This is a genomic window from Micromonospora sp. CNZ299 (genome assembly GCF_002754415.1).
Genome location: NZ_PEFG01000001.1, coordinates 302577 through 321867, shown reverse-complemented (window position 1 = coordinate 321867; position 19291 = coordinate 302577). Strand labels below are relative to the sequence as shown.

The window sequence follows — 19291 nt, the reverse complement described above, 5'->3', positions numbered from 1 at the left end:
TCAGGCGGAGTGAGCGCGCAGCACCCGGAGACCGCCGCGCCGCTTGACAGCGCGCCGCTCCTCCTCGCTCATTCCGCCCCAGACGCCAGCGTCCTGACCAGACTCGAGTGCCCACTGCAGGCACTGGTCGGTCACGGAGCAGCGCCTGCAGACGGCCTTTGCCTGCTCGACCTGCAGGAGAGCCGGTCCGGACGTCCCGATCGGGAAGAACAGCTCCGGGTCCTCGTCGCGGCAGACACTATGGTGACGCCAGTCCATGGCGGCAACACTCCTCATTCTGGATGGGTGGCAACAATTGCTTGGTCGTGCTTTTCCTATATGCATCCGCGTGCCGATGGTGACAGTTAGCGTCCGACCATTCGGCAGTGCGTGAGCAGGCAGTTAGCGCCGGGGACCTGCTGGAACAGCTCAACCTGACGAGCATATCCAGGCAATGTCCCGGCAACTCAAGTTCGCTTGTGAATACTTTCACGAACGCTCGTGATGTCAAGGGTGACGCTCGGAAAAACTCCGGGCGGTGAGCAAGCCCACAACCCGTTTGTCCGGGTTCCAGTGCTTTCCTGGTTACCCGCCGTGCCACAGTCGAGGATCAATATAGTACAGTCCGCGTGACATTGCTGACATTTCCGGCACCTGCCCCTCGGTGTGGCGGTGATCGGCCGGTGTGGCTGCGGTCACCGTGTCGACCTACGGCAGTACCCGAGACCTAGCAGATTACTCTCAGTGCGGCGGGAACGGAGGTGAATCTGACTTTTTCCCGTTCGCCGAGATAGTCGCCGTCCAGCTGGAACGCCTGCGGACGACTGGAGAGCAGGGTGAACTCCGCCGTGTCATGGAGTCGTAACACCTGACGACCTCGTGGATCAGGCTGCCGACCCAGGAACTGTGTCACTGTCCGTGTTGTGCTAGCCACCCGGAGCTGACGCAGTGCCAGCACATCGAGCCCGAGGTCGAACGACGCGGACGGGTTCGGGTTGACCTCCCGGTCGCCCAGGTACGTCCACGGCGCCGTGTTCTGAATGATGACGGTGGCCAGCTCCGCCTCCGCCTGCTCGCCCGGGCGCTCCAACGTGATCGCGGGATGCCGGCGGTCCGAGGCGAAGAAATACTGGTTCATGATCGAGCGCAGGTAGAGCGACGGCGTGGACACCCGCCCCTTGCGCCGGGCCTGCTCCACCCGGTGGATCACCGCGGCGTCCAGGCCGAACCCGGCGCAGAAGGTGAAGTAGCGGTCGTCGGCAAGGCCCAGCCCGACCGTCCGGCTCCGACCCAGCCGCAGCCCTTCCAGGATCATGCTGGTCGCCTCCGGCCACTCCCGGGGCAGACCCACGGCGCGGGCGAAAACGTTTGTGGAGCCGCCCGGAACGGTCGCCAGCGCCGGCAGTCGCTCGGCCATCGGGGCGTCGTCGGCACCGGTCGGCGGGTCGGCCGTCATCAGGCCGTTCACCACCTCGTTCACCGTGCCGTCGCCACCCAGGGTGACGACCAGGTCGACCCCCTCCGCGGCGGCCTCCCGGGCCAACGCCATGGCGTGCCCGCGTCGGCGGGTGTATCGCACACTGAGATCGACTTCGCTGCGCAGCGCCCGGACAAGCACGTCCCGGCTGCGTTCGCTGGTGGTGGTGGCCTTTGGATTGACCACCAGGACGGCCCGCATGGGCGGCACTGTACCTCCCGAAAGCCCGGGTATCGTGGCGCGCGTGACCATCGACTCGGCCCCGTTTCCCGTCACGCTCCGCTGGGCGGTCCGGCTGCTGTGGGCAGAGGCGGCCGTCGTCGGGTTGATCGCCGTGTGGCTGATCTGGGCCGACCTCACGGCCACCACCACCGATCTGCTGTCGGCGCTGCTGGTGACGGTGTTCGCCATCGGGGCTGCGGTGGTGCTCTGGGCGCTGGGCCGGGCCCTGCTGCGCCTCCAGGCGGGCGCACGGGCCCCCGCGATCGTGCTCCAGCTCATGCTGCTGCCGATCGGGTGGTTCATGATTCAGGCCGGGCTGGCCTGGCTGGGTGTGCCGTTGATGGCGCTCGGCCTGGGCGTGGGCTGGCTGCTGGTCAGCCCTCCGACGACTCGGGCGCTCGGCTTCGAGTGACTGCCGGCGTGTGCCGGTAAGTGACCCGGCCGGCTCGTGCCGGGTCGGTCAGTAACTGCCGGAGCGGCGGGTGAGCAGCGCGATCGTGGCCCGACCGTCGGCGGCCGTGGCCGATGCCGAGGTGGTCAGCGCGGTGAGCACCTTCCAGGCGAAGGACGACTCGCCGGGCAGCGTGGCGCCCCGCACGGTCGGCACTGTCACCTCGACGGTCAGCGCGTCCTCGGTGACCGCGAAGCGGCACTCCAGCTCGGCGTCGCGGGTGGCAATGGCGAGCAGCATGGCGCACGCCTCATCGACCGCGATCCGGAGATCCTCGATCTCGTCGAGCGCGAACTGCAACCGGGCCGCCAGACCGGCGGTGGCGGTGCGAAGGACGCCGAGGTAACCGCCGTCGGCGGGCACCGTGAGGTGCACCACGTCGTCGTCGGTTGCTGCCTGGCCAGTCAGTTGAGTCACGCCTCATCCCCCCGGTCGGGGACTCTACCCGGTCAGTCGCCCGTACGCGTGCCGACGTTGGTGGCCTGGCCGGCCAACCGGCTCAGGGCGTCCCCGCTGAGCCGGTAGGGGACCCACTCGCTCATCTGCTCCGCCCCGATCGAGGCGTAGAACCCGGCGGCCGGGTTCCAGTTGATCATCCACCACTCCAGTCGCCGGTATCCGCGTCGTACGCAGATGTCGGCCAGGGTGGCGAGCAGCAGCCGACCGGCGCCGGACCCGCGAGCGGCCGGCCGGACGTAGAGATCTTCCAGGTAGATGCCGTGCACCCCGGCCCAGGTGGAGAAGTTGAGGAACCACAGCGCGAAGCCGATCGGCTCGTCGCGCTCGTCCACCGCGACGTGACCGAAGAGCGCCGGAGCCGTCGGACGACCATTCCAACTCGGCGCGTCTGACGCCGCGCCACGACCTGGAACAGTCGCGAACAGGGCCGAGGTCAGTTGGTCGACGCTCAGGTGGCACTGCTCCGGGGCACGTTCGTACTCCGCCAGCTCGTGCACCATGGCGACGACGGCCGGTACGTCCTCGGGACGTACCGGCCGGATCGTCGGGATGACCGGGGTGGTCACGCCTTCTTGGTCTCCCAGAAGATCTTCGAGATCTCGTCGATCTTGCCGAGCAGCTTGTCGGCGGTGGCCGGGTCGAGGCTGCCCTTGACGCCACCGGCGCCGGCGAGCTTGGTGGCCTCGTTGAACAGGGTGTGCAGGTTCGGGTACTTCTCGAAGTGCGGCGCCTTGAAGTAGTCGGTCCAGAGCACCCACAGGTGGTGCTTGACCAGCTCGGCGCGCTGCTCCTTGATGATGATGGCGCGGGTGCGGAACTCCGGGTCGGTGTTCGCCTGGTACTTCTCGCAGATCATTTTGACCGATTCGGCCTCGATCCGAGCCTGAGCCGGATCGTAGACACCGCACGGCAGGTCGCAGTGAGCGCTCGCGGTGACGCGGGGCGCAAGGATGCGCGGAAGTCGCATCGGGATCCTCCATGGGAAGTTTGCGATGATCAAAGGCGACATTACTCCTGGGAATGCTCCCCGAACCGGGTGGAGGTGAAACCAGTGGGCACCGATCACCCGGGTGAGGCGGCCCGGTTGCGGAGACCGCTCACCGCCGTTCTGGTGACCGGACCGTCCATGGCACCGACGCTGCGCCACGGCGACGCGGTGCTGGTACGCCCCGGTGGCCGCCCGATCCGACCCGGGGACGTGGTGGTCGCGGTCTTCCGGACCCGTCCCGAGCTGCTGGTGGTGAAGCGCGCGGTCCGGCCGCAGGACGGCGGCTGGTGGCTGCACGGGGACAACGACCTGATCACCGACGACTCCCGGGCGTACGGGGTGGCCGACGTGCGGGGGCGGGTGGTGGCCCGTTACTGGCCGCGTCCGGGGCGGGTTCCTCGCCGGCGGATATGACCCTGCTCACATCCGACGGGCAGTGCCGACACTATGCTCGGAAAGTGCCCGGGTGACCCCCCGCACAGCGTGCCACCGCTCGCCGCCCACCTCGCGGCAGGGCCGGCCGCCCCGTCTGCTCGACAGATACTGGAGTCACCACCATGTCTTCGTCCACCGTGGACCCCGCTGATCCCGTCTTCCTGCTGCACCGGGGCGGCAAGATGGCCGTCGCCTCCACCGTGCCGCTCACCAGCCGGGAAGACCTCTCCCTGGCGTACACCCCGGGGGTGGCCCGGGTGTGTGAGGCGATCGCCGCCGACCCCGGCCTGGCCGACGACTACACCTGGGCGGCGCACGCCGTCGCGGTGGTCACCGACGGCTCGGCGGTGCTCGGGCTCGGCAACATCGGCCCGCGCGCGGCGCTGCCGGTGATGGAGGGCAAGGCGGTGCTGTTCAAGCAGTTCGGCGGGGTGGACGCGGTGCCGATCTGTCTGGACACCCAGGACGTGGATGAGATCGTCGCCGTGGTGCGGGCGCTGGCCCCGTCGTTCGGCGGGATCAACCTGGAGGACATCAGCGCGCCCCGCTGCTTCGAGGTGGAGCGCCGGCTCGACGAGGCGCTGGACATCCCGGTCTTCCACGACGACCAGCACGGCACGGCGATCGTGGTGCTCGCCGCGCTGCGCAACGCGGCCACTCTGCTCAACCGCAAGCTGGGTGACCTGCGGGTCGCGGTGAGCGGTGCGGGCGCGGCCGGGGTGGCCGTGACGAAGATGCTGATCGCCGGGGGCGTCAACCCCGACCAGGTGGTGGTCTGCGACTCCAAGGGGATCATCGGCCGGCACCGCACCGAGCTGACCGGCACCAAGGCCGAGCTGGCGGCGAGCACCAACGCCGACGGTCGCCACGGCGACATCACCGAGGCGCTGCGCGGCGCGGACGTGTTGATCGGGGTCTCCGGTGGGCAGATCCCCGAGAGCGCGGTGGCCGGCATGGCACCCGACGGGATCGTGTTCGCACTGGCCAACCCGACCCCGGAGGTGCACCCCGAGGTGGCGGCCCGGCACGTCGCGGTGGTCGCCACCGGGCGCAGCGACTACCCCAACCAGATCAACAACGTGCTGGCCTTCCCCGGGGTGTTCCGGGGCGCGCTCGACGCCGGCGCCACCCGGATCACCGAGGCGATGAAGGTCGCCGCCGCGGACGCCATCGCCGGCGTGGTGGCCGAGTCGCTGACCGTCGACGCGATCGTCCCGTCTCCGCTCGACCCGCGCGTCGCGCCGGCCGTGGCCGAGGCGGTCGCCGAGGCAGCCCGCCGCGACGGCGTCGCCCGCCGCTGAGGACGCACGGGCCGGGCGGCGCAGCACGCGCCGCCGGTGTGTACGCACGCATGGGCCGGGGGCGCTCCGGCGCAGCACGCGCCGCCGGTGTGTGCGCACGCATGGGCCGGGGGCGCTCCGGCGCAGCATGCGCCGCCGGTGTGTGCGCACGCATGGGCCGGGGGCGCTCCGGCGCAGCATGCGCCGCCGGCCTGTGCGCACGGCTTCTTAACGGGCGCTCAGCTTGTTACCGTGCCGATCATGCGTGCTGCCTTCGCCTCCCGCTTCAACGACGCCGACCCGCTCACCGCGCTCACTGTCGGTGAGCAGCCCGAGCCGACCTACCCGGCCGACGACTGGGTGACCGTGCAGTTGCGCGCCACCTCGCTCAACCACCACGACCTCTGGTCATTGCGCGGGGTCGGTCTCACCGAGGCCCAGCTGCCGATGATCCTCGGCTGCGACGCGGTCGGGCTGGACCCGGAGGGACGCCCGGTGGTCGTGTACCCGGTGGTCGTCACCCCCGGCGACCCGCGCGGGGTCTCCATCCTCTCCGAGCACTTCGCCGGGACGCTCGCCGAGCGGGTCGCCGTACCCCGGTCGAACCTGATCCCGCTGCCCGACGGCATGTCGGCGACCGACGCGGCGTGCCTGCCCACGGCCTGGCTGACCGCGTGGCGGATGCTGACCACCAAGGGCCGCGTCGCGGACGCCGACAGCGTGCTGGTGCAGGGCGCGGGCGGTGGCGTCGCCACCGCGGCCGTCGCGCTCGCCGTCGCGATGGGCAAGCGGGTGTACGCGACCAGCCGCGACGCCGGCAAGCGGGAACGGATCTCCGCCCTCGGCGCCACCGCCGTGGAACCCGGTGCCCGGCTGCCGGAACGGGTCGACGTGGTGATCGAGACGGTCGGTGCGGCGACCTTCGACCACTCGCTGAAGTCGGCCGCGCCGATGGCCCGGATCGTGGTCTCCGGGGCGACCGCCGGGCATCAGCCGGCGGTCAACCTGCGTCGGCTCTTCGCGATGCAGTTGGAGATCCTGGGCACGTCGATGGGCACGCCCGAGGAGCTGTACGAGCTGCTGGCGTTCTGTTCCGAGAACGAGGTGCGCCCGGTGGTGGACAGCGTGGTGCCGTTCAGCCGCGTCGAGGACGCCTTCGCCCGGCTGCACTCCGGGGACGCCTTCGGCAAGATCGTCATCGACCACACCGCCTGACGCTGCCGTCATGATCCGCGCAACATCGGGGAAACTGCTGCCTCGGGGCGCGCTGAGGCAGCAACATCACTGATGTTGCGCGGATCTTCGCCGTTTTCGGCCCGGTCGGGTCAGAGGTGGTCGTCGAAGGTGGCTATGTCGCCGCGTGTTGCGTCGGTGGGGATGCGCTTCCTGGCCGCCGGGTCGCCGTAGAGCGACCAGCGCAGGAACTCGACCGACGTGTCCGAGACCACCCGCAGCGTGGCGCCGTCGCTGAGCAGCGCCCGCCCGTGGTCGCCCTTGGGCAGGCTCAGCATCGCCTTCGGCCAGGGCACCTTGTCGTACGCGGCCTTGCCCGCCGCGTACTCGACAACCTCGTCCAACTCGCCGTGCACGAACAGTTGCGGCGCGGCCGCGCCGGCGAACGCGGTGCCCACACCGAGCGCCGTGCCGGCGAACACCACACCCGCGTCCAGCCGCTCGTCCCTGCTCGCGGTGAACAGACCGATGGTGGTCACCCCGCCCGCCGAGTGCCCGGCCGCGGCCACCCGCTCGCCGTCCAACCGGCCGCGCAACGCGTCGCCGGCCTTGCCGTCCAACGCCAGCACCTGATCCAACGCATACGACACGTCAGCCGGTTGGTTGAGCACGTCGAGGACGTTGTTGTCCGCGCCCCGGGAGGTGTGCGGGAACGTCGGCGCGGCCACCACGAAACCCGCCGCCGCCCAGCGGGTCAGCAGCGTGGCGTAGTCGTCCGGCCGCCCACCCAGACCGTGACTGAACATCACCACCGGGAACCGGCCCTCCGCCGCCGTCGCCGATCGCTTGGCCGCGCCGCCGGACTGCCCGGCCGCCGGGTACCAGAGCGTCGTCGGCAGCGCGCGGCCGTCCCGGTCCAGCTTCAGTTGGCGTACGCCGACCGCGAAGGCGCGCTGCGGGGCCTTTCCGGCGGGGACCTGCGGTGTCGGCGTGGCGGCGGCGTTCGGCTCGACCGGCGGTGCCTGCCCGCTCCGACTCGGGCGGGTGTCCGCTGAGCAGCCGACCAGACCGGCCATCAGCACGGTGCTGGCCATCAGTGCGGGAGTGACGCGACGCGACATGAATCCAATTGTGCCCTGCCCGGCGGACCCGCTCGGCGGGCTTCGGCGCGCTGTGCCCACCCGATCACCGACCGCTGCGTCCCGGCGTCAGGCTCACTCAGGCCGCGGCACGGTCGGCGAGGGGGCGTCGCCGCAGCGCCGTGTCGGTCAGCGAACGTGGCCGGAAGGCGGCGTTCGGGTTGTACAGGTTGGTGCCGGGCGGCACTATCTCGTCGATCCGGTCGAGGGTCGCGTCGTCCAGGGTGAGCGCGGCGCCCTTGAGCAGGTCCTCCAGTTGCGGCATGGTCCGCGGTCCGATGATCGCCGAGGTGACGGCCGGATGGGCCACGGTGAAGGCGATGGCGAGCTGTGGAAGCGTGCAGCCGATGCTGGCCGCGAGGTCGACGAGCTGCTCGACGGCGTCGAGCTTGGCGGCGTTCCCGGCGATCGTGGGATCGAACTGCGCCGGCCGCAGGGCGGCACGCCCGGCCGACAGGTCGACGGGCTGGTCCCTGCGGTACTTCCCGCTGAGAAACCCGAATGCGAGCGGGCTCCAGACCAGCACCCCCATGCCGTAGCGCCGGCAGACCGGCAGGGTCGAGGCCTCGACGCCGCGAGCCAGGATCGAGTACGGCGGCTGCTCGGTGCGCAGGCGTCCGAGGCCGCGGCACTCGGAGACCTGGTGGGCCTCGACGATCTCCTCGGCGGGGAACGTCGAGCAGCCGAAGGCGCGGATCTTGCCCTCGCGGACGAGGTCGGTGAGCACCGAGAGTGTCTCCTCGATGTCGGTCGAGGGGTCGGGACGGTGCACCTGGTAGAGGTCGATCCAGTCGGTGTCCAAGCGCCGGAGGCTCCCCTCGACCGCCTTGAGGATCCAGCGCCGCGAGTTGCCACCCTGGTTGGGGCCCTCGCCCATCGGGAAGTGCACCTTGGTGGCGAGCACGACGTCGTCGCGGCGCCCGCGCAGCGCCTTGCCCACGATCTGTTCGGACTCGCCGCGGCCGTACATGTCGGCGGTGTCGACGACGTTGATGCCCTGGTCGAGGGCGGAGTGGACGATGCGGACGCAGTCGTCGTGGTCGGGGTTTCCGACGGCACCGAACATCATGGTCCCGAGGCAGTGGGTGCTCACCTCGATGCCGGTGCCGCCGAGGGTGCGATAGCGCATGCCGATGCTCCTAGGTGTTTCTCAGTGGTGATCACCTGGCACCGTAGGAGCTAGAGTCGGCTCTAGGTCAACCCTCGCTACCCTGCTCGGCATGGCTGAGGTCACCGCGAGTCTGAGCATCGGACAGGTCGCCGAACGCACTGGCTTGAGCGTGCACGCGCTCCGCTTCTACGAGCAGCAGGGTGTCTTCGTCAGCCCCGTACGCCGTGGGCCCGCCGGGCGTCGCGTCTACAGCCAGGACGACGTCGACTGGCTGAGCGTCTGCATCATTCTCCGCGCCTCCGGCATGCCGCTGCCCGCGCTCCGCCGCTACGCCGACCTCGTTCGCGAGGGCGAGGGCAACGAGGAGGAACGACTCGTGCTCCTGCGCGAGCACCACGGGCGCGTCACCGACCAGCTCGGCCGGCTCGCCCAGTGCCTGGACCTGATCACCTTCAAGGTCGGGGTGTACGAGGATCTGCTCGACCAGAACCGGCAGGAGTGACGCGCCCGGGCATCAGTGGGCGGGACGGAACTCGTAGCGGGTCAGGGGAGTGCGGGCGTCGGCCGGGAGACGGGCTCCCGCCGCCTTGTCCCCGTACAGCGTCCAGCGCAGGAAGTCGGTGGTGGTGGCGAGGACCGGGGCGAAACCCGGATGGCCCGGCGTGAGGTACGCGCCGTGGTCCTGGCCGAGCAGGCTGAGGAACGCGGCCGGGCCGGGGGTACGCCCGTAGGCCGCCCGTCCGACCGTCAGCGGCACCACGGCGTCGGCTGTGCCGTGCACGAAGAGCACCGGCGCGACCGGCCCCGCGAAGCTGCCGGGCAACCCGCCCCCGGCGATCACGATCCCGGCGCGCAACCGGGCGGGGTGCCCCTCGCTGAACATGCCGGAGGTGGTGAAACCGCCCGCCGAGTGGCCTGCGGCGGCGACCGACGTCAGGTCCAGGTGACCGGCGAGCGGATCCTCGCGGTTGCGGTCGAGCCGCCCGAGGTGCCGGATCAGCCGCCACGCGTCGGCCGGCTGGTTGCGGACGTCGGCCCGGGTGAAGTGGGCGGCGCCCTGCCGGGTGTGCGGGTACGCGGGAGCGGCCACCACGAACCCCGCCGCCGCCCAGCGGGTGGTCAGGCCGGCGTGCAGATCGGGACGGCTGCCCAGCCCGTGGCTGTAGACCACCACCGGGAACCGCCCGGCCGCCACCCTGTCCGCCGATGCCGGAAACCAGATCGTCACCGGCAGTGGGCGCGCCGAGCGCGGATCGAGGGTGAGCGTACGCACGCCGACGGCGTACGACCCCTCGGGCGCCCGACGCGCCGAAACCGGCCCGGTGGCCTCGTCGATCGTGGCGGTGGCCGGCGCGCAACCAGCCAGCAGTGCCGTCACCAGTACGGCGACCAGCCGTCGCGCCCCCATGGTTCCACGGTAGGTGCCCGAGTGTGCGCAACGACCCCGCCGTCCGGCCCGGCTGTGCCCGCCACCCGGTCGGGTCCGCTCCGCCGGGCGGGTCGACCCGAGCGGGCGGTGCGGGCGGGGGCGGTGCGCCTGGACCGGCTTCGCTAGGGTCACCGGCATGCCTGAGAACTACACCGACCCCAGTGGCAACACCGAGGCGTTCCGCGCGTTCAGCCAGACGCCGGAGGCCGCCGCGCCGGCGGAGCCGCCGTCCCGCCTGCCGCTGATCATCGGCGCGGCGGTCGTCGTGGTCGTGCTGGTCGCCCTCGTCGCCTGGCTCGCGACGAGCTGAGCGTGCCCGACCGGGCCGACGCGCCCAGCCGGCGGCCGGCGGACGACCCGTCGGCGTCCCTGCTGACCAGGCTCCGGAGCATCCGCCGCGGCCCGGCCGTCATGGGTGCCCTGCTCCTGCTCACCAGCCTCGGGTACGCGACAAGCGTCGCCGGTTACAAGTGGCACCTGCACACCAAGGCTGAGCGGTTACGGGCCGAGGGCGTGCCGGTTCTGGCTGACGTGAGCGACCGCCGGGACACCACCGGACGTGGCGGCGGCACCGACACCATCCAGGTCGGATACAACTACGAGGGTGTCCGGTACTCCGAGCGGATCCTCTGTGGCTCGGCCGGCGGCTGCACCGAGGAACCGCCAGCGGTGCTGCGGGTGTGGGTCGACCCGGTGCACCCCGAGGAGTTCCTCGCCGAGAACGGCAACACCGATGATTCGGTGTTCGTCCTCAACGCCTGGGGCGGCATCCCCTTCGGTCTGGCCTTCGCCGTGATCGGTGGGAGCATGGTCTGGTCGGCCACCCTGCCGGGCCGGGCTTCCGGCCCGACGCGGGCCAGACGTGGGCCCGGCCGGGACCGGGTCCGCCGTACCGTCAGTGCCCGGCGTCGGCGCAACGCCCGCCGCTGATCCGCCGCCGCTGCCCGGTCGTCAGCCCCGCGCGACCACGTCCCGGGTCTGCCGGGCGATCTCCCGTTCCTCGTCGGTGCGGATGACACAGACACTCACCTCGGCGCCGTCGGGTGAGATCACCCGGTCGCCCTCGCCGCCGTTGCGGACATCGTCGACGGCGATGCCGAGCCGGTCCAGGCCGGCCAGCGCGGCAGCCCGGACCGGCGCCGCGTGTTCGCCGACCCCGGCGGTGAAGGTGATCGCGTCGACGTGGCCGAGCAGCGCGTAGTACGCCCCGACATAGCCGGTGATGCGCCGGCAGTACACGTCGAAGGCCAGCTCCGCCGCCCGGTCACCGGCCGCCCGGCGCTGGAGCACCTCGCGCATGTCGTTCACGCCGGTCAACCCGAGCAGACCGCTGCGGTGGTTGAGCAGGTCGTCGATCTCGTCGACCGACAGCCCGCCCTCCCGGCGCAGGTGGAAGATCACCGTGGGGTCGAGGTCACCGCTGCGGGTGCCCATCACCAGCCCCTGCAACGGGGACATGCCCATCGAGGTGGCGACGCTGCGACCGTTCGCCACCGCGCAGGCGCTCGCCCCGTTGCCCAGGTGCAGGGTGATCGTGTTGAGCTGCTCGTACGGGCGGCCCAGCAGCTGCGCGGTGCGGCGGGACACGTACGCGTGCGAGGTGCCGTGGAAGCCGTACCGCCGGATGCCGTACCGCTCGGCGACCTCGCGGTCGATCGCGTACGTCGCGGCGGCCTCCGGCAGGGTGTGGTGGAACGCGGTGTCGAAGACGGCGACCTGCGGGATGTCCGGCAGCGCCGCGCGGGCCACCTCGATGCCGGCCAGGTTGGCCGGGTTGTGCAGCGGGGCGAGCGGCACCAGGTCCTTGATGGCGGCCAGGACCGCGTCGTCGACCAGCACCGGTGCGCTGAACTTCCGGCCGCCGTGCACCACCCGGTGCCCGACTGCCGTCAGGCCGGTCAGGTCCAGCCCGTCCAGGATCTGCCGGACGGCGCTGGCGTGGTCCGCCGGGCCGCCACCGGGCTCACCGACCCGCTCGACGGTGCCGTGGTCGAGCACCTGCTCACCGTCGTAGCGGCGCCACTTCACCGACGACGACCCACAGTTGAGCACCAGCACCCGACTCACGACGCCTCCTCGGTGGCCGCCTGGATGGCGGTGATCGCCACGGTGTTGACGATGTCCGGCACCATGGCGCCGCGGGACAGGTCGTTGACCGGCCGCCGCAGGCCCTGCATGACCGGGCCGACGGCGACCGCCCCGGCCGAGCGCTGCACCGCCTTGTAGGTGTTGTTGCCCGTGTTCAGGTCCGGGAAGATGAAGACTGTGGCGTGCCCGGCGACCGGGCTTCCCGGCAGCTTCGTGGCCGCCACCGCCGGGTCGATCGCCGCGTCGTACTGGATGGGCCCCTCGACCAGCAGGTCGGGCCGGCGTTCGCGGACCAGCGCGGTGGCCGCGGCGACCTTCTCCACGTCCGCGCCGGCACCGGAGCTGCCGGTGGAGTACGACAGCATGGCCACCCGGGGTTCGATGCCGAACCGGGCGGCGGTGTCGGCCGACGAGATCGCGATGTCGGCGAGCTGGGCGGCGTCCGGGTCGCGGTTGACCGCGCAGTCTCCATAGACCAGCACCCGGTCCGCCAGCAGCATGAAGAAGACGCTGGATGCGACCGAGACCTCCGGCACGGTACGGATGATCTCGAACGCCGGTCGGATGGTCGCGGCGGTGGTGTGCGTGGCGCCGGAGACCATGCCGTCGGCTCGTCCGGTCGCCACCATCAGGGTTCCGAAGTAGTTGGGCTGGGCCACGATGTCGTGCGCCAGCTCGGCGGTCATGCCCCGATGGGCGCGCAGCCTCGCGTACTCGGCCGCGAAGTCGTCCCGCCAGTCGCTGGTGACCGGGTCGACCACGTTCGCGTCGCCGAGGTCGATGCCCAGCTCGCGGGTGCGCCGGGTGATGTCGTCCGGTCGGCCCAGCAGCGTCAGCTCGGCCACCCCACGGCGGAGCAGGATCTCCGCCGCGCGCAGGATCCGGTCGTCGGCGCCCTCCGGCAGCACCAGGTGCCGGCGTTGCGAGCGGGCCCGGTCGATCAGCTCGTTCTCGAACATCAGCGGGGTGACCCGGGTCGACCGGCTGACCCGCAACCGGCTGGCCAGGTCGTCGGTGTCCACGCAGCGCTCGAAAGCGCCCAGCGCGGCCTCCACCTTGCGCGGGTTGGCCGCGCTGGGCCGGCCCTCGATCCGGCTGGACGCGGCCACCGTGTCGTAGCTGTCGCTGCGCACGGACAGCACCGCGAGCCCGGTGTTCAGCCCCTCCACCAGCCGCATGGCCCGGGGGTCGGGCTGCTCGCCGAGTGTGAGCACCAGCCCGGCCACCGACACCTGCCCGGCCACGTGCGCGGCGCTCGCGGCGACGAGCAGGTCGGCCCGGTCCCCGGGGGTGATCACCAGGGCGCCCTCGGTGAGGTGGTCCAGCAGGGTCGGCACGTGTGCCGCGCCGACCACGAAGTCCAGCACGTCCCGGCTGAGCGCGGCGTCGTCCCCGGCCAGCAGGGTGGCGTCGAGCGCCGCCGCCACCTCGGCCACCGTCGGCGCCGACACCGTCGGCACCTCTGGGATGGCGTACGCGGGGACCGGCAGGTCGGGCAGCGTCATCGGCCCGGCCACCCGGTTGGCCATCACCGCGAGCACTGTCGCTCCCAGGTCGGCCAGATCGTGGTACGCGCCCCGCATGGCCGCCGCGACGGCCGCCGGCTCCTGCTCGAAACCGTCCACCACCGGCACCACCACACTGCCGAACTCGGTGGCCAGCCGGGCGTTGAAGGCCAGCTCCCGGGGGTGGGCCGGGTCACCCGGGTCGTCGAAGTCGCTGCCCACCACGACCACCGCCGGGCACTGCCGCTCGACCGCCCGGTACCGCTCGACGACCCGGGAGATCAGCTCCTCCCGGCGCCCGTCGGCGACGAGCGCCGCCGCTTCGGCGTATGTCATGCCGGTCAGGTCCGCCTCGGGCAGGTCGACCCGGTAGCGGTCGTGCAACAGGGCGAGGATCGGGTCGGGGCCGGTGCCGGAGACCAGCGGCCGGAACACGCCGATCCGCCCGACCTGTCGGGACAACAGCTCCGCCAGCCCGAGGGCGATGGTCGACTTGCCCCCGCCCGAACCGACGCTGGTCAGATACACGCTGCGAGCCACGTACCCACCCTAGAAGATCGCGAGATCCGCCACCCAGGCCCAATGGCCCCCGTCCACCGCCTGATCCGACAGGTGGTCATTTCTGGCGCAGGGCTGCGATGCCGGCCAGGAAGATGTCGATGCCGGCCAGGAACTGCTCACGGTCGTCATGTTCGCGTAGCTGCGTCACCGTCGCGTGCACGAACGGGTACCTGGCGGGGTCCAGTTGCGCCCACTGCGCGGCTGTGGTGTTGAGGAACGCCTGCCGGTCCGCGTCGCTGCCAGTGAGGTGTCGGGCGTTCGCGGCGTTCTGCACGGCGACGCCGAGGACGTAGTTCACGAGGGTCCCGGCCGCGTCGAAGCGCGCCTCCTCGGGGACGGCGAGCGCGTCCAGCAGTCTGCCGATGCTCTCGTAGAAGTCCAGTAGCGCGGGCCGCCACGGTTGCCGGGAGAGTTCCGCACCGACCCAGGGGTGGGTGTGGATCGCGTCGAACAGGCCCTGGGCGAGGAGGCGCAGGGTGTCGCGCGGGCCTGCGGCGGTGGCCGTGCCGGACAGGACGCGGGTGATGACGTCGTCGGTGGCCGCCGCGAGCAGGTCGCCCTTGTCCGCGACGTGGTGGTAGATCGCGCCGTAGCCGGTCTTCAGGCGAACGGTGAGCGCACGCAGCGTCAGCGCGCTCTCGCCGTCGCTGTCCAGGATCTCGATCGCGGTCTGGATGATCAGCTCCCTGGACAGGCTGTCCGTGCGCCGTCGGGACTGCGCGGATCCGTTCGCCGTTCTCTTTGCCATGCCTCTAGTGTCGCACCTGTTGGATCGCCGCTCCAATTACGTGTTAACGTCGTTTGGAGCGGCGATCCAACAGGTGCGCCCATCAGATCTGGAGGACCACCATGACGACACCGGTCACGATCATCGGAGCGGGTCTGGGCGGCCTGGTGCTGGCACGCGTGCTGCACGTGCGCGGCGTTCCGTGCACGGTCTACGAGGCGGAGACGTCCCCGGCGACGCGCGCCCAGGGCGGCCTGCTGGACATCCGCGACTACAACGGCCAGCCCGCGCTGGAGATGGCGGGCCTGACCGGGGAGTTCCGCAAACTCATCCTGGAGGGGCGTCAGGCGATGCGGATCCTGGACCGGCGCAGGACCCTCCTGCTCGACGTGCCCGACGACGGCACGGGTGGCAGCCCCGAGGTGCAGCGCGGTGAACTGCGGCAGATGTTGCTCGACTCGCTTCCCGCCGGCACCGTCCGCTGGGGCCACAAGGTCAGCGGCGTCCGGACCCTCGGTGAGGGCCGCCACGAGGTGTCCTTCGCCGACGGCACTGCCGTCGTCACGAACGTGCTGGTCGGCGCGGACGGCGCCTGGTCCCGGGTCCGGCCGTTGCTCTCCGACGCGACACCCGGATACACCGGCTTCTCGTTCATCGAGACCCACCTGTTCGATGGGGATGCCCGGCACCCGACCAGCGCGGAAACCGTCGGCGGCGGAGCGATGATGGTGCTGGAGCCGGGCAAGGGAATCCTGGCCCACCGGGAGCGCGACGGGAACCTGCACACCTGGGTGATGCTCGCCAGGCCGCAGGACTGGTTCGCCACCATCGACTTCACCGACCCCGACGTCGCCACCGCTCGGATCGTGCAGGAGTTCGACGGCTGGGCGCCTGAGCTCACCGCTCTGGTCACCGACGGCGAGACCCCACCGGTCCTGCGCCACATCTTCACCCTGCCCGCCGAGCACCGGTGGGACCGTACGCCCGGGGTGACCCTGCTCGGCGACGCCGCGCACCTGGCGGCCCCCAACGGCGAAGGTGCCAACCTGGCCCTGTTGGACGGCGCAGAACTGGGCGAGGCCATCGCCGCGCACCCCGACGACGTGGAGACGGCGCTCGCCGAATACGAGCAGGCCATGTTCGTGCGTAGCGTCGGGGCGAACGCCGAGGGCCCCGACCTTGAGGACATGCTGGGCGACGGCACACCCCACAAGCTGATCAACGCCTTCATCGGCGGCTGAGGCTGACTCGTCCGGCTGCCGGGCAGGGTGGTGGCGGCGACCCGGCGCGGCCCGACGGTGCGGTCGGCGTCTCATTCAGTGAGCCATCGTCAGAGCTGAGAAAAATTCACGCTTAGACTCGCACCCCATGACCACCCGGGGCTTGAGCAGCGACGATACGTCGACCGGGAGACTGACGCCGGCAGACATGGCCAGCGGCCGGAGGGCCCGACCGGCGGCACCGGTCGACGAGCCCACCATGGTGGTCAACCGCTCCGACGGCCCCACCGCGCTGATCGCCGCCGTGCCCCAACCGCCTCCGGTCTTCGTCGACCCCAGCGGCCGACGCCGCTCCCGCCTGCGCTGGCTCGCGTACGTCGTCGGTCTGCTGGGCCTGACCTACACCGGGCTGGTGGCCGTCAGCTTCGCCGGCGGCATGGTGGAGCCGCACACGGTGCTCCCCTTCCTGGACGAGGTCGAGCAGTCTGAACGGCCCCAGTCGCCGCAGGCCGAGGCGATCACCGCCATCCCCGAGCCCTCGACAGCCGTCCCCCGTACGCCGGCGGCCACGGTGGCACCCACCGTCGCCCCGGCTCCCCGTTCGCCTGCCCCCACCCGGTCACCGAGCGCCACCCGCCCGGCGAGCGGTGACCCCGCCGGCGTGCCGACCTCGCCCAGCCCGGGGCGGACCACCTCGGCGGCTCCGACACCCGCAGACTCACCCTCGACCGAGGACCCGCCGCCCCCGCCCGAGGAAACCATCGACATCGAGCCCGGCGGTTCCCCCACCGACGGACTCCCCGCGGATGGCTGAGCCGGCGATCACGGCCCGCCGCCGCCGGGCCGTACCGCCACCGCGCTGGGTCCTGCTCGGCATGCTTCTGGCGGTCCTGACCGGCGTGCTCCTGGTCAACGCGTACACCAACGCCTCCTTCACCCCGGACCACCAGCACAGCAACCAGGGGCAACGCGAGGTCCCCACCTCGGTGGTGAACGGGGGGCCGATCATCAGCGCCAACAGCGAGCAGGTCCGCTCCTACCGTCTGCCGGAACGGACCATCGCGCTCACCTTCGACGACGGCCCCGACCCGGTCTGGACCCCCGAGGTTCTGCGCGTCCTGGACGCCCACCAGGTCAAGGGCACGTTCTTCGTGCTGGGTTCGCAGGTCGCCCGGCACCCCGACATGGCCCGCAACCTGGTCGAGGGCAGCCACGAGCTCGGCGTGCACACGTTCACCCACCCCGACCTCAGCGAGCTGTCCGGATGGCGGCGAGACCTGGAGTACGCCCAGACCCAGCTCGCCCTCGCCGCCGTCACCGGCGTGCGCACCTCACTGGTCCGGTTTCCGTACTCCTCGCATGCCGACGCGATCGACAACCAGGACTGGCCGGTGCTGATCGCCGCCGGTGATCTCGGGTACCTGACCGTGCTCAACGACACCGACAGCCAGGACTGGGCGCTGCCCGGCGTCGACAGGATCGTCGAGAACGCCACCCCGGACGGTGCCTCGGGCGCGATCACCCTCTGGCACGACGCCGGCGGTGACCGCGCACAGACCGTCGCCGCCCTCGACCGCTTCATCCCCATGATGAAGGAAAGGGGATACCGCTTCGTCACCGCGACCGAGGGACTGAACCTCGCCTTCGCCGCCGCCGGTGTCGACCACCGGGCGGAATCCGGTGCCGCAGCCACCGCCGGGGACCGCTGGCGCGGCCGGATGCTGGTCTGGGCGGTTCGGGGCGCCGACCACGTGCTGAGCGTGTTCGGGATCCTCTTCGTGCTTGTGGGGGTGCTCACGCTGGGGCGTACCGCCGTGCTGTTCCTGCTCGCCGGGCGACACGCCCGGCGCCGTCGGGCCGGGGACTGGACGTGGGGGCCGCCGGTCACCGCGCCGGTGTCGGTGATCGTCCCGGCGTACAACGAGAAGGAGGGGATCGCCGCGGCGGTCCGTTCACTCGCCGGCGGCGACCATCCCGGCGGAATCGAGGTGGTCGTCGTCGACGACGGCTCCACCGACGGGACCGCGGACATCGTCGACGCCCTCCGTCTGCCCAACGTCCGGGTGGTGCGCAAGCCCAACGGTGGCAAACCCAGCGCGTTGAACACCGGCGTGGCGCTGGCCCGGCACGACCTGATCGTCATGGTCGACGGGGACACCGTCTTCGAGCCCGACGCCGTCCGCCGGCTCGTGCAGCCCTTCGCCGACCCGCAGGTGGGCGCGGTGGCAGGCAACGTGAAGGTCGGCAACCGGCGCAGTCTGATCGCCAAGTGGCAGCACATCGAGTACGTCATCGGATTCAACCTGGACCGGCGCCTCTACGAGACGCTGCGCTGCATGCCGACGGTGCCCGGGGCGATCGGTGGCTTCCGGCGGCAGGCGCTGCGGTACGCCGGGGGAATGACCGATGACACCCTGGCCGAGGACACCGACGTCACCATGGCGCTCGGCCGGGCCGGCTGGAAGGTCGTCTACGAGGAGACGGCCCGCGCCTGGACCGAGGCGCCGACGAGCATCGGCCAGCTCTGGAAACAGCGCTACCGGTGGAGCTACGGCACCATGCAGGCGATGTGGAAGCATCGCCGCTCCGTGTTCGACAGGGGTGCGTCGGGCCGGTTCACCCGGCGTTGCCTGTTCTTCCTCAGCCTCTTCGGCGTGCTGTTGCCGCTGCTCGCGCCGGTGATCGACCTGCTGGCCCTGTACGGCCTCTTCTTCCTCGACCGGACCGCCACGGCGGTGGCCTGGCTGGTCATGCTCGGCGTGCAGCTGGTCACCGCGGTGGTGGCGTTCCGGCTGGACCGGGAGAAGCTGGGCGTGCTGTGGGTGTTGCCGCTCCAGCAGTTCGTCTATCGGCAGTTGATGTATCTGGTGATGATCCAGGCCGTGGTCACCGCGTTGACCGGCGGCCGGCTGGGCTGGCAGAAACTGCGACGCACCGGCCTGGAACCCGTCGCCTCCCGTACCGGCTGACCGGCAGGCGCCGGCCAGCGGCCAGTCGCCAGCGGCCAGCCGCCCGTCAGATGCCCAGCCGGGCGGCGCTTCCCGGCA

The 19291-nt window shown here is 71.4% G+C and carries 21 protein-coding genes; 10 read left to right on the top strand and 11 right to left on the bottom strand.

The genetic code is table 11. The features are described from left to right. A complete protein-coding gene (locus CLT68_RS01525; protein ID WP_088950012.1) occupies nucleotides 1-258 on the bottom strand; it encodes a WhiB family transcriptional regulator in 258 nt (85 codons plus the stop codon). 448 nt (nucleotides 259-706) lie between these two features. Further along, on the bottom strand, nucleotides 707-1657 hold the full coding sequence (locus CLT68_RS01520; protein WP_088950011.1) for a diacylglycerol/lipid kinase family protein: 951 nt from the start codon (nucleotides 1655-1657) through the stop codon (nucleotides 707-709). A gap of 43 nt (nucleotides 1658-1700) precedes the next feature. Here CLT68_RS01520 and CLT68_RS01515 point away from each other — a divergent pair, with 43 nt between their 5' ends. Then, the gene (locus CLT68_RS01515) at nucleotides 1701-2090 is read left to right on the top strand and encodes a hypothetical protein (RefSeq protein WP_088950010.1); all 390 of its coding nucleotides are present in this window, start codon (nucleotides 1701-1703) and stop codon (nucleotides 2088-2090) included. A gap of 48 nt (nucleotides 2091-2138) precedes the next feature. On the opposite strand, the gene CLT68_RS01510 is transcribed toward CLT68_RS01515, so the two are convergent. Genes CLT68_RS01510 through sodN form a run of 3 tightly spaced genes read right to left on the bottom strand, consistent with a single transcriptional unit; the run spans nucleotide 2139 to nucleotide 3555 of the window. Beyond that, nucleotides 2139-2546, bottom strand: a complete 408-nt coding sequence (locus CLT68_RS01510; protein WP_099848352.1) for an ATP-binding protein — start codon at nucleotides 2544-2546, stop codon at nucleotides 2139-2141. Nucleotides 2547-2578: 32 nt separating this feature from the next. Next, complete coding sequence (locus CLT68_RS01505) at nucleotides 2579-3154, bottom strand: GNAT family N-acetyltransferase (RefSeq protein WP_099848350.1); 576 nt, start codon at nucleotides 3152-3154, stop codon at nucleotides 2579-2581. Beyond that, the gene (sodN, locus tag CLT68_RS01500; protein ID WP_099848348.1) at nucleotides 3151-3555 is read right to left on the bottom strand and encodes a superoxide dismutase, Ni; all 405 of its coding nucleotides are present in this window, start codon (nucleotides 3553-3555) and stop codon (nucleotides 3151-3153) included. Before sodN ends, CLT68_RS01505 begins: the two co-directional genes overlap by 4 nt. 84 nt (nucleotides 3556-3639) lie before the next feature. On the opposite strand from sodN, the gene CLT68_RS01495 reads away from it, so the two are divergent. From CLT68_RS01495 to CLT68_RS01485, 3 genes are all read left to right on the top strand, one after another. Then, on the top strand, nucleotides 3640-3990 hold the full coding sequence (locus tag CLT68_RS01495; RefSeq protein WP_088950006.1) for a S24/S26 family peptidase: 351 nt from the start codon (nucleotides 3640-3642) through the stop codon (nucleotides 3988-3990). Nucleotides 3991-4133: 143 nt separating this feature from the next. Continuing rightward, nucleotides 4134-5312, top strand: coding sequence for an NAD(P)-dependent malic enzyme (locus CLT68_RS01490; protein WP_099848346.1), 1179 nt, complete (start codon nucleotides 4134-4136; stop codon nucleotides 5310-5312). A gap of 231 nt (nucleotides 5313-5543) precedes the next feature. Then, nucleotides 5544-6506, top strand: coding sequence for a zinc-binding dehydrogenase (locus CLT68_RS01485; RefSeq protein WP_099848344.1), 963 nt, complete (start codon nucleotides 5544-5546; stop codon nucleotides 6504-6506). Nucleotides 6507-6616: 110 nt separating this feature from the next. On the opposite strand, the gene CLT68_RS01480 is transcribed toward CLT68_RS01485, so the two are convergent. Together CLT68_RS01480 and CLT68_RS01475 are read right to left on the bottom strand one after the other, a co-directional pair. Continuing rightward, entirely contained in the window at nucleotides 6617-7585 is a 969-nt protein-coding gene (locus CLT68_RS01480) for an alpha/beta hydrolase (protein ID WP_099848342.1), read from the bottom strand. A gap of 97 nt (nucleotides 7586-7682) precedes the next feature. Beyond that, nucleotides 7683-8732: an aldo/keto reductase gene (locus CLT68_RS01475; RefSeq protein ID WP_099848340.1), complete on the bottom strand. Its 1050-nt coding sequence runs from the start codon at nucleotides 8730-8732 to the stop codon at nucleotides 7683-7685. Nucleotides 8733-8823: 91 nt separating this feature from the next. Between CLT68_RS01475 and CLT68_RS01470 the strand changes: the two genes are divergently transcribed. Further along, nucleotides 8824-9216, top strand: coding sequence for a MerR family transcriptional regulator (locus tag CLT68_RS01470; protein WP_099848338.1), 393 nt, complete (start codon nucleotides 8824-8826; stop codon nucleotides 9214-9216). 12 nt (nucleotides 9217-9228) lie between these two features. Here CLT68_RS01470 and CLT68_RS01465 read toward each other — a convergent pair whose 3' ends face one another. Continuing rightward, nucleotides 9229-10122: an alpha/beta hydrolase gene (locus CLT68_RS01465; RefSeq protein WP_099848336.1), complete on the bottom strand. Its 894-nt coding sequence runs from the start codon at nucleotides 10120-10122 to the stop codon at nucleotides 9229-9231. Nucleotides 10123-10279: 157 nt separating this feature from the next. Between CLT68_RS01465 and CLT68_RS33030 the strand changes: the two genes are divergently transcribed. Both CLT68_RS33030 and CLT68_RS01460 read left to right on the top strand, forming a co-directional pair. Continuing rightward, nucleotides 10280-10453 (top strand): hypothetical protein, encoded by a 174-nt coding sequence (locus tag CLT68_RS33030; protein ID WP_172862102.1) that lies wholly within the window; start codon nucleotides 10280-10282, stop codon nucleotides 10451-10453. 2 nt (nucleotides 10454-10455) lie between these two features. Beyond that, nucleotides 10456-11073: a hypothetical protein gene (locus CLT68_RS01460; RefSeq protein WP_099848333.1), complete on the top strand. Its 618-nt coding sequence runs from the start codon at nucleotides 10456-10458 to the stop codon at nucleotides 11071-11073. Nucleotides 11074-11094: 21 nt separating this feature from the next. Here the strand turns inward: CLT68_RS01460 and CLT68_RS01455 are convergent, their stop codons facing one another. From CLT68_RS01455 to CLT68_RS01445, 3 genes are all read right to left on the bottom strand, one after another. Beyond that, a complete protein-coding gene (locus CLT68_RS01455) occupies nucleotides 11095-12210 on the bottom strand; it encodes an acetate/propionate family kinase (protein ID WP_099848331.1) in 1116 nt (371 codons plus the stop codon). After that, complete coding sequence (gene pta, locus CLT68_RS01450; protein ID WP_099848330.1) at nucleotides 12207-14276, bottom strand: phosphate acetyltransferase; 2070 nt, start codon at nucleotides 14274-14276, stop codon at nucleotides 12207-12209. The genes CLT68_RS01455 and pta overlap by 4 nt, the downstream gene beginning before the upstream one ends. A 76-nt stretch (nucleotides 14277-14352) precedes the next feature. Further along, on the bottom strand, nucleotides 14353-15045 hold the full coding sequence (locus CLT68_RS01445; protein WP_099848328.1) for a TetR/AcrR family transcriptional regulator: 693 nt from the start codon (nucleotides 15043-15045) through the stop codon (nucleotides 14353-14355). A 101-nt stretch (nucleotides 15046-15146) separates the two neighbouring features. On the opposite strand from CLT68_RS01445, the gene CLT68_RS01440 reads away from it, so the two are divergent. The 3 genes from CLT68_RS01440 (at nucleotide 15147) to CLT68_RS01430 (ending at nucleotide 19213) form a co-directional block, all read left to right on the top strand. Continuing rightward, nucleotides 15147-16265 (top strand): FAD-dependent oxidoreductase, encoded by a 1119-nt coding sequence (locus tag CLT68_RS01440; RefSeq protein ID WP_099848326.1) that lies wholly within the window; start codon nucleotides 15147-15149, stop codon nucleotides 16263-16265. A gap of 127 nt (nucleotides 16266-16392) precedes the next feature. Then, nucleotides 16393-17058, top strand: a complete 666-nt coding sequence (locus CLT68_RS01435; RefSeq protein WP_143743119.1) for a hypothetical protein — start codon at nucleotides 16393-16395, stop codon at nucleotides 17056-17058. Then, nucleotides 17051-19213 carry a bifunctional polysaccharide deacetylase/glycosyltransferase family 2 protein gene (locus CLT68_RS01430; protein WP_099848322.1) on the top strand — a complete coding sequence of 721 codons (2163 nt, stop codon included), beginning with the start codon at nucleotides 17051-17053 and terminating at the stop codon, nucleotides 19211-19213. The genes CLT68_RS01435 and CLT68_RS01430 overlap by 8 nt, the downstream gene beginning before the upstream one ends. Nucleotides 19214-19291 lie beyond the last annotated feature (78 nt).

Bases quoted from the DNA above. Each gene is read 5' to 3' on its own strand.
- CLT68_RS01445 (WP_099848328.1), bottom strand. From the start codon at position 15,045: ATGGCAAAGAGAACGGCGAACGGATCCGCGCAGTCCCGACGGCGCACG.
- sodN (WP_099848348.1), bottom strand. From the start codon at position 3,555: ATGCGACTTCCGCGCATCCTTGCGCCCCGCGTCACCGCGAGCGCTCAC.
- CLT68_RS01525 (WP_088950012.1), bottom strand. From the start codon at position 258: ATGGACTGGCGTCACCATAGTGTCTGCCGCGACGAGGACCCGGAGCTG.
- CLT68_RS01430 (WP_099848322.1), top strand. From the start codon at position 17,051: ATGGCTGAGCCGGCGATCACGGCCCGCCGCCGCCGGGCCGTACCGCCA.
- CLT68_RS33030 (WP_172862102.1), top strand. From the start codon at position 10,280: ATGCCTGAGAACTACACCGACCCCAGTGGCAACACCGAGGCGTTCCGC.
- CLT68_RS01490 (WP_099848346.1), top strand. From the start codon at position 4,134: ATGTCTTCGTCCACCGTGGACCCCGCTGATCCCGTCTTCCTGCTGCAC.
- CLT68_RS01480 (WP_099848342.1), bottom strand. From the start codon at position 7,585: ATGTCGCGTCGCGTCACTCCCGCACTGATGGCCAGCACCGTGCTGATG.
- CLT68_RS01475 (WP_099848340.1), bottom strand. From the start codon at position 8,732: ATGCGCTATCGCACCCTCGGCGGCACCGGCATCGAGGTGAGCACCCAC.
- CLT68_RS01520 (WP_088950011.1), bottom strand. From the start codon at position 1,657: ATGCGGGCCGTCCTGGTGGTCAATCCAAAGGCCACCACCACCAGCGAA.
- CLT68_RS01440 (WP_099848326.1), top strand. From the start codon at position 15,147: ATGACGACACCGGTCACGATCATCGGAGCGGGTCTGGGCGGCCTGGTG.
- CLT68_RS01465 (WP_099848336.1), bottom strand. From the start codon at position 10,122: ATGGGGGCGCGACGGCTGGTCGCCGTACTGGTGACGGCACTGCTGGCT.
- CLT68_RS01470 (WP_099848338.1), top strand. From the start codon at position 8,824: ATGGCTGAGGTCACCGCGAGTCTGAGCATCGGACAGGTCGCCGAACGC.
- CLT68_RS01435 (WP_143743119.1), top strand. From the start codon at position 16,393: ATGACCACCCGGGGCTTGAGCAGCGACGATACGTCGACCGGGAGACTG.